Here is a 421-nt window from a genome sequence, read left to right as displayed (position 1 = left end):
GCAAGGCCTTGGTAAAGTGCTTACTTCAGACGCCAATGGTTTGGCAAGCTGGCAAACGCCAGCAGGTGGCGGTACCATAACAGGCACCGGTGTAGCAGGGAATCTGGCTTTCTGGACAGGCACAACGGCCCTTGGTACCAATGCAAATTTATTTTGGGACAATACCAATGCACGTCTTGGTATCGGAACAGCAACACCAGCCAACAAACTTGATATAAGCGGACTTGGAGGACTCAGGGTGTCCACTACTAACCCTGGTACAGGTACAGCAGACTGGATTGCAGGTAACTTTGGCGCCACTACAAGTGACAGGGTGGTAATGGGCAACCTGTTAGGTAAAGCAACTATTGGGGCACATAATAATACGTTAACTGCCTGGGCTCCATTGATCATAAATCAGGGAGGCGGTAATGTAGGTATC

General features: G+C 49.6%; 1 protein-coding gene. It reads left to right on the top strand.

Annotated elements, in window-relative coordinates:
- Positions 1 to 421: hypothetical protein (locus GD597_RS21720; protein WP_216368664.1), on the top strand; the 421-nt coding region annotated here is incomplete at both ends.

The sequence above is a fragment of the Limnovirga soli genome, from assembly GCF_013106755.1.
In the GTDB taxonomy this organism is placed as follows: domain Bacteria; phylum Bacteroidota; class Bacteroidia; order Chitinophagales; family Chitinophagaceae; genus Limnovirga; species Limnovirga soli.
Note: the sequence above shows the minus strand (reverse complement) of the source record. Positions and strands in the feature narration are given on the sequence as shown.